At 55.4% G+C, this 8,566-nt stretch carries 7 protein-coding genes; 1 reads left to right on the top strand and 6 read right to left on the bottom strand.

The window, feature by feature from the left end; translation table 11 throughout:
• The coding region (locus AC1D35_RS33725; RefSeq protein ID WP_477942209.1) for an oligosaccharide flippase family protein at positions 1–1,335 on the bottom strand (1,335 nt) is incomplete at its 3' end.
• Positions 1,336–1,653: 318 nt separating this feature from the next.
• Positions 1,654–2,688, bottom strand: coding sequence for a glycosyltransferase family 2 protein (locus tag AC1D35_RS33720; protein ID WP_477942208.1), 1,035 nt, complete (start codon positions 2,686–2,688; stop codon positions 1,654–1,656).
• 288 nt (positions 2,689–2,976) lie between these two features.
• Here AC1D35_RS33720 and AC1D35_RS33715 point away from each other — a divergent pair, with 288 nt between their 5' ends.
• Positions 2,977–3,885: a metallophosphoesterase family protein gene (locus AC1D35_RS33715; RefSeq protein ID WP_477854211.1), complete on the top strand. Its 909-nt coding sequence runs from the start codon at positions 2,977–2,979 to the stop codon at positions 3,883–3,885.
• A 14-nt stretch (positions 3,886–3,899) separates the two neighbouring features.
• Here AC1D35_RS33715 and AC1D35_RS33710 read toward each other — a convergent pair whose 3' ends face one another.
• The 4 genes from AC1D35_RS33710 to AC1D35_RS33695 form a co-directional block, all read right to left on the bottom strand.
• Complete coding sequence (locus AC1D35_RS33710) at positions 3,900–4,388, bottom strand: hypothetical protein (RefSeq protein ID WP_477854212.1); 489 nt, start codon at positions 4,386–4,388, stop codon at positions 3,900–3,902.
• Positions 4,389–4,820: 432 nt separating this feature from the next.
• Positions 4,821–5,474: a hypothetical protein gene (locus AC1D35_RS33705; protein ID WP_113296366.1), complete on the bottom strand. Its 654-nt coding sequence runs from the start codon at positions 5,472–5,474 to the stop codon at positions 4,821–4,823.
• A gap of 94 nt (positions 5,475–5,568) precedes the next feature.
• Positions 5,569–6,777 (bottom strand): polysaccharide biosynthesis/export family protein, encoded by a 1,209-nt coding sequence (locus AC1D35_RS33700; protein ID WP_477942206.1) that lies wholly within the window; start codon positions 6,775–6,777, stop codon positions 5,569–5,571.
• A 254-nt stretch (positions 6,778–7,031) separates the two neighbouring features.
• Complete coding sequence (locus AC1D35_RS33695; protein ID WP_477942204.1) at positions 7,032–8,483, bottom strand: O-antigen ligase family protein; 1,452 nt, start codon at positions 8,481–8,483, stop codon at positions 7,032–7,034.
• Positions 8,484–8,566: the final 83 nt, after the last annotated feature.

Genomic DNA, 8,566 nt, shown 5'->3' with positions numbered 1-8,566 from the left:
ATTCAATTCGCCCAGGCCTCCCCATGTGCGGGTAGCGTAAACGGCAAAGAAAGCTGCCGCGCAGGCTAGCATTGGTACGCCGACGGGTCTGATCATGGCCTTCCAGTTCAGCGACAGCGCGCTCAACGTGGCACCAAATGAGAATGGTGTGAGGCATACAAGGCTTGCGCAATAGATCATTGCAGTGCCAGCCACACTGTCCATCCGTATGAAATAGAGGGGAGGCAAGACCAGAACWGCCTTCAGGATGACGAGCCACAACAGGGTCTGCGGACGGCCGAGTGCAGTCAGATACGATGCGTTGATGAATTGTACGCAGTGGATGCCGCCCATCAGCAGTAATGGAACCATCACATGTTCGGCGCCGGCCCATTTCTGGCCGAACATAATGTGGTTGACTTCAGGAGCCAGTGCGGCAAGGCCGCAGAATACCGGCGTTCCGAAGAACGCACCGATCGATGAACTGCGCAGATAGAGACGTTGCAAACGCGCCTTGTCGTCCGAAACTTTGGAGAGCATCGTCAATCCCACATTGGAAATGCTGGATTGAAGCAGCTGCAGCAACAGCTGGTAAAGGCGCGAAGACACAGTAAAGAGCGCAAGCGCCGCCGGACCGTAGACAAGCAGAATGACGAAATCGATACTTCTCAGTGTAAAAAAATCGATGAGCCGCTGACCAACGACATTAAGACCGAACTTGCTAAGCCCGGGCATCGTGTTCCAGTTCAAATCACCGTTTGGTTTCCAAACGGGCTTGGCCCATAACCAGATCACGCTTGTCAGCGTCTGAGCGGCAAACTGCCCGATCAATGCCCAGGTTCCAAAGCCCATGAGCGCCATGGCAATGCCGACAACGCCGCCAATAATGATTCCGGCAAGCGTGCGCATGGCCAGAGCGCGGAACTGAACATGACGTCGATACATCGCGTCCTGAAAGCTTGCGAGTGTGAGGAATGGGCAGATCGCAGCGGTTCCGATCAGGTATGGCGCCAATCCTTCGACGTTCATCAGGTGTGCAATGTCTTCGGACAGGAAAGCGGCAATACATGCGAGAGCCGTTGAAACTATCATCGACGCGTAGAATGGTATGTTGACGTCGCGCTCCTTCAGACCCTGCTTCTGAATGAGAGCGTCGCCATAACCGAATTCCGCGATCAGCGAAAGCATCGACATCACAAGGAACGCTGAGGATGCAATGCCGAATTGTGTCGGTGCGAGCAGGCGAGCGAGCAGGACAAATACAACCATGCTCAATGCACGGCCACCCCAATTCTGGAACAATGACCAGAACATCGCGCTTACTGCACGGCGACGAAAGTTACTCACATCATTCATGAAGGCCACTCTTGCCGGGACGTTTCTGGTGAAGTTCGGGCTGAAAGATGCTTTTCTGGCAAAATCGGATGACCAATTGATTTTCCCGCATCAATCTTCGCCTCCTTCCATCGTCATCGCATGATGCCTAACAGGTGGGTGGCGGAGGCGCCAATTACGCGCCACCATATCGAACAACGTGTCAAACTCAAGATCCAACGGCAAACTCTTTTTGCAGAGCAATATTTTTTTGCAGAGCAATATATTCTCATCCATCATGGATCAACCTGACAGCAACCACCAATTTCGGCGCTGCTTCCGGAAAATTGGCCCACAAGTTTATTTCTTCGCATATTCGTTGCCAAATTGCCGCCATTGCCGATCTCGGTCGCCTTCCAGATCCGGGTTTATGCGGGTGAGGAAGCGCCGCATCTTTTCCCCCAAACCGGGGGAGAGAGTGCAGAGGAAGCGGTAGAGGGTCCAGCGGCTCAGCAGGGTCTCCGTGTAATATCTGGAGAAGATTATCCTCAACGCCGTCCATCGCCTGCGTGCGCGAGCGGCATCGAGTGCGGCGGCAACGGCAATTCGCTCCAGAAAACCATCCCGGGCTTTTTCATCGGTGGCCGGAAGCTCGAGCGTCTCAATGTACTCAAACAGCATGTCTTCACGGCGGTTAATGGTCGTCGATTGGGAAATCGAATCCGGATTGAGCCGGTACTCGGAGACGAAGGTGTCAATATAAGCGAAGGAGCGTTGAGCAGCGGCAAGAGCAACACGAATGCCGAAGTCGGCATCGACGGCGTGGCCAATTACTGTCTCCGGCCGATAGCGCACTTTTCGCGCCAACTCCGTCTTTATGAGGAAACCGTTGTTGGGAAGCTGTTGCTGAAGGGCTGCCGAGAGGTTCGATCTTTGCAAGCCGGCAAGTTCGTTCACACGGGAATAGCGGAGATTCCAGCGTTCTGTACGATCTAGTAATATATTTCCGGCATGATCTATCAAATGCTGCTTGCCGTATAAGCATTGCGCATCCGGATACTGCAGCCATGCCTCGTAAAGTGTTTCGATCGCGTTGGTGTCCAGCCGATCGTCGTCATGCAGGAATATGAGATATTCCGAATTTGTGGAGTCGATCAACCAATTCAGATTGGCGGCCTGGCCGATACTCTCGGAATGTTTCCAGTATTTTATACCGATGCCGGTCTCTCGCGATAATCGGTCCACGAGTGCGACGCTTTTTCTGTCATGTGAATCGTCGCCAACCAATATCTGTGCGGGAGATATGGATTGGCTCACACAGCTCACCAACGCCGCTTCGAGAAGTCGCGGGCGATTGCAAGTCGGTATGCAAATGGAAACGCCGAATTCACGCACGCGATATTTCCTGCTTCGTGGTCGGTTATGTCTAGGTTTTTGATTCGCGAAGTAGAGATCATCATATACGCGGCACGATCTGCCGAAGCTTCTTATTGTTGCTCGAAATTACAGGCATCAACCTTTCATGGGGACGGATTTGATCATAGCGACAACTTAATTTTTACGGTGAAATACAAGGATGGCGAAAAAAAGTTTAAAAGCATTCGTTGAATTTTGTTCGATTGCACCTTCCACCAGAATTGCCGACAAACAGCCCGCGCCAAATCGAGGCCAAGGCGCGGCAATATGGCCACGACTATGCGTCTCCAGAACCTGGCCAAGGCCATAAACTCCAATATGTTAGTGACCATGAACGAAGCATCAGACATCGATAGCAAAATCAGTCGCAACAGTTCACGGGCCGGTGCCCTCGGCTGGCTACAGAAATTGCTGGGGAAGGACGCGCCGCCGTCGAATGGAGCAGCTGAAAAGAGGCGGGCAAGGTTGAGTTTCGAACCGGACGAATTCCCCGTCATCTACGCAATCGGCGATGTGCATGGTTGTTATGACCAGCTGCTTCATGCGGAGCAGCGCATTCGCGAGGATGCTGCCATTCACGGAGAGCGTGCACTCGTGGTGACGCTCGGCGACTATGTGGATCGCGGACGTCGTTCGCGAGATGTGATCGAGCATCTTTGTCGGTCGGGGGATGAGGGGTTTAGTCGGGTTACACTGTGCGGCAATCACGAAGAGGCCTTCCGGCGGCTGCTGGAAGATCCGGGCACTTTTCCTGGATGGCTGCGTTTTGCAGGCCCGGAAACTCTATCGTCGTACGGGGTCGATGCCGCTTATCTGATGAGGCACGGCGGAGTTGCTGCGCTGGATCGCGCTTTGCGAGATGCTGTTCCGGTCGACCACCGGAAGTTTCTTCAAGAAATGCCGTCGATGTTGACGGTTGGCGATATCGTCTTCGTTCATGCTGGCCTTAGGCCAGGTGTGCCGTTGCCAGAGCAGAGGGATTCGGATCTGCTTTGGATGCGTGAGCCATTTCTGACGCGCGGGCCGGAATTACCATTGTTGGTGGTTCACGGGCACACGCCTGTACAGCGGCCCTTCTTTGGAAACGGGCGCATTGCCATCGACACCGGTGCTTTCGCGACAGGCAGGCTTACCGTACTTCGTATAATGAACCGTCAGGCAGTCGTGCTTAGCTGAGTTAGCGTCGATGCTTAAGGCAGCTTGTCGAGATTGAGGCCAAACCACGCGAGCGAAGTCTTCCTCTCTGCAGTCAGCTTTGCGCCGGCAGTCTTCACGTAGGGCAGCAGGGCYGGGCTGATCCTGGTCAAGGCCGGTCCAACCTTCCGCGAATCTCCGAGCTTGAGCAGAAGGCTCACGTCGCTCTCAACGGAGAGGTGGGCGTTTTCGAGCGTTGTGGCGTTGAGGCGATTCCAGAAATAGAGGCGGGCGAGAAGTGCGAATTCATCGGCCGGCGCGAGCCGAGCAGACATATTCAGCAACCGGGCAATCGCCTTGGGTTCTTGAACGATGATGGCACGAACGATCGCGAGTCTGAGCCAGAGGTTGCTTTCGGTCGGCATGCAGGACACGGCGTGGCGCATGTAGCTCTCGGCATCGTCGGCGGCCTTYACCCAGGCATCATAGCCGGTGATTTCGTTAGCTGCGTCAAGCCGGTTCAGCACCAGGGTCGTGCCCGCCATGACTATATCTGAACGGCAATAGTCTCCGGATACAATCGCGTCAGTCTTCGCAGCCGTTTTGATGAGCGTTTCCAGGCTGACTTGTTCCGACTGCTCAAGCCGCTCAGCAACAAGAAAGATATCGGCAAAGCGTGCCGACTGCTTGATGTCGGCGATAGCAAAAATGAGGAGTACGACTGCAGTCAGAAGAAAAAGAACAGATAGCGGAGAGGGAAGTGAAAGCGCTGCTCGCGTCAGCACCCTTTGCTGCGCGTGTCCGCTTACTCTGGCGCGTTGCCACATATCCTACCGGCTCGACCTGCTGCAGGAGCGACCTGCTCCACTGCCGACAAAATTCGCGCGAGGTAGGAGCCGTTCTCTAGACGATGAAAGGGAGAGGAGAGGCTGAACAGCCTCTCCGGAAATGCGCTAGTGGGCCTTTAAAGGCCTGGATTAGATGCTGCCGCTGACAGATTGATTGCGGATAATCGTAAAATTGCCACTGCCCGCTGCACCTGATTGGAGCGAGCCCTGGCCCTGTACAGCGCCGCCGCCGGCTTCATTGTCAGCCGGGCCGCCCAGACCTGTGGCGCCCGGACCACCAATGTCACCGCCGCCTGCCGGACCTGCACCACCTGCACCGCCGAGCGCCGCGACAGCAGTCTGGCCGGTCAGCGAAGCTTCGAATGCGGTACGGAAGCTGCCGAGCGCGGGGTTGCTCAGAATTGCTGCTGCAACCGCAGCCGCAATCTCGTCGGCGAGATCGGAATGCTGCGGACGGCAGACGTTGACGGCGCGACCAAGGCCGGCACCAATGGCTGCTCTTTGTGCGTCTGTGGTAGCCGGAGCGGCCGCCAGCGTCAGCAAGTCCGCCGTGATGTCGGTTTCAGTTGCCGTGAGATCACGAACCGAGCCGATGAGCAGGCTGTCGGACGGATTGCCCGTAAGAATGCTTGCCGGGGTCGCCTTGAAGGCGTCCATCTGCGAGCCRCTCGCTGCGCCCGGACCCGAAAAGCAGTTGCCTGCAAAAGACGACGTTGCAAAGCAAAGCGCGCCAAATGCAAAGGCGGCAGCACCTTTCGCTATGTTCTTGCCTGTGTTTACCATACCCAGCCTCCAAAAGATAACAGAGCTTATAACATAAACTCCGTTGAGCACCAGTCCGTTCAATGTAAGGCGCTCGAAGTATTGCTCAATATATTTAATTTCCGAGCTCTCGGACGGCCTCGCGCGTATCGAGGGCATCGTTAGAAACGCCCCTGACCGTGGAGGTCACCGAGTTCAGAATGTCGAGGAACTTCACAAGCTCAACAGTATGAGCGTTGGAGATATACATGACGTCCTTGTCCGTCATGCGGAACTCCTGAACTGCAAACAAGGTCGCTGGATCGCGCAGATTCGCCCGGAAGATGACTGGTACCTCGTCGCCCTTGAAGCGACTGGTATCGATGTTCAGGCGCTGAAGAGTGCTGCGGGCGACCTTGCGATAGACCACGACTTCGCGCGGATCTGCGCGGGTATCCACGAGGCCGCCGGCCTTCGCCATGGCTTCGCCCAGGGTCAGGTTCGAATCCTCGAAGTCGATTCGATTGTTGACGCCGGATGCGCCAAGCGCGATGAAGGTTCGGCGCTCGTGTTCGACCGAAACGGTGTCACCCGRCGCGAGATAGATGTTCTCTGACGGGTTCTTCAGCAGCGTTTCATAAGCGATAGACGCAGTCTTGCCGCGACGCTGAAGCGTGACGTTGGTTTCGATGTTGGCAGTCGTGAGGCCRCCTGCCGCCGAAATAGCATCTAGGATGCGATCACCGGCCGGTGAAAGAACGATCTTCTGCGGATTGTTGACGTCTCCGACGACAGCGACTTCCGAGGAGCGGCTGGTTATCGTCGTGAGAACGACCTGGGGCTCGATCGCACGGCTTGCCAGCTTGTCTTCGATATCCTGTTCGATTTCTTCCTTCATCCGACCGGCTGCGGGAACGCGGCCGGCATAAGGGATGCTGATCGTACCAGCCTTATCGATCGTCTGCTGGGGCAGGGTGATGTAGTTACCCGGACGGCTGCCCGCATCTGACGGAATGAAGAGGCCGCCTGACTGCGCTTCGAAAATCGAAACCTGCACGACATCGCCGAAACCGAGCGGAATGTCCGGAGCGCCACCGCGACCGCCAGCGAATCCGCCGCGCAGAGAGCTTGTCGGGATCTTGTCAAAATAGGGCAGAACACCTTTGTTCAGATCGATCAGAACATAGTCGATGCCGACTTTTCGGTCCGGTGTCGTTACCTTAATTGTTGCATCGCGGTCGATGTCCGTATGATCCGGACCGGATCTGGGGAGAGACGTGCAGCTGGAAAGCACGATCAGCATCGATACAACGATGCCGCTACGTCGAGTTACAGGAATGCCCATCATGACCCTACTTAATAATAGCTAGAAACTGTTTAGCGCAGTGACAACTTAAGAGACAAGTAAATATCCGACTCCGTCAGGTACTCCATACCTAACAGAAGGTTATTGTGGCAAGGGGGCAACATGGATTGTCCCGGTTATGGTAAATTAGCATGCGTTGATACGTGAAGATTCTGCGGTAATTCGAATGCAACCAAAACGAATATTCCGATCTTCTTTAATGGCAGCTTTATGTATCCATCGCCTTTAAACCGTCATATTTTAAAGACTTCGACTGAACGATCGATTCGCGAGCTGTTTGGCACGTCCTTTTTGTTTTCGCTGACTCTTTCTTCGCGCCCGCAGCAAATTGAGATGACCGCCGCCAGAAATGCCATGAAAAAGATGGCAAAACCGGGAATTTGAATCGAGAAGTCGACGGCAGAATGTGACGCTGTCAAAAGGGTTCCGGCGCAACCCAAAATAGAATAATGCCGCAGCCGATGGCGTGCTCGGTAGCCGGTCCAGAAGGCCCTTATGAGCACAAAAAAAATCAGGATAGCTACAATGGGGAATATTATCCCGAGGGTCAGGAAGCCTTCGAGGTAGGAACTATGGGCCCTGTCGACGATGCCGCCGATCCCGCAATCGGGTGACCGGTAGGCTGAATAGACCGCACGGAATGTGCCGAAGCCGGTTCCCTGAAGCCAGTTCTGCGAGATGGCGTGTATCGTATCGGACCATATGCAGAAGCGGCCGTCATCGGTGCCGCGTTGGTCAGCGCGCAGGATCGCTCTGCCGCCGAAAATAGCGCTAAAGATAAGGATAAGCACAATTGTGCCGGCTGCCAGCAGCCATTTTCGTGTCACGGAGCCGGCAGCCCTCGAGAAGAGCCTGGAACGCCTGCTTTTCCATTGGCTGACGAGATAGGGGATGTAAAAAACGGAGCCAAGACCCGTCACTACCAACCCCGCACGGGACTGGGTCAGCATCAGCGCTGTCAGGCATGAAAGGCCGAGCGCGGTGAACAGCCAGAAGCCGAGACCTTCGTTGAAGCTGCCCGAGGGCGCGGACGAGAATCCAAAATGAGCGCGTCCGTTTTCAGAAGCGAATGTCGCGAGTAGCAGAAATCCGAGCCCCAGGAAGGTCGCAGCCGTATTGCGGTTGACGAAGACCGCGGTCAGGCTGTCGAGATAATAGCGTTTAGCATCCGTCAGCAACATCTTCGGAAACATTAGGAACTGCCCAAGCCCGAACAGCGAGATCAGGCCTGCGCCGATAGCGAGGACCATAAGAATACGGCGAGCCCGTCTGTCTGTGTCGGCAATGATGAGGCCGGTCAGAAACGTCATGACGGGCAGTGCGATCTGCAGGAGAGACGCGAGCGTATCAGCCGGCGCCACGGAGATCGTATCTCTCGAGGCTTTAGCGAGATTATCTGCATCCCTCCAGATCGGGCTGACGAGTGAGGGCCACGGCACCTGGATCGTCTGGATGACGATCCAGGCCGACGTGACGATGAAGAGCAATAGGGCCCAGATAAATACCCAGCGTCCGCGCCGGGGTTCTCCGAAAAGCAGCAGGGCCGCTACGCCCAATGTGAACATGCAGATCGCGACTACCGCGAAAGGCGTTGCATCCACCAGGCCGAAGGGAATGACCGCAGCCAGCACGAGAGCGCTGTAGAGGCCAGCAAATATGGTCTTTAATCTATCCGTCACAGCCACGGCGAAAACTTTGATGAAATATCGGTCGCCCCTCCGGCGCCGCTGCGCCTGTCTCTGCAAGAATTAAGCGAATTTTGCAACCC

The organism is Rhizobium sp. P1_E6 (genome assembly GCF_056405875.1).
The sequence above is the reverse complement of the archived record's forward strand: the minus strand, read 5'-3'. Positions and strand labels throughout refer to the sequence as shown.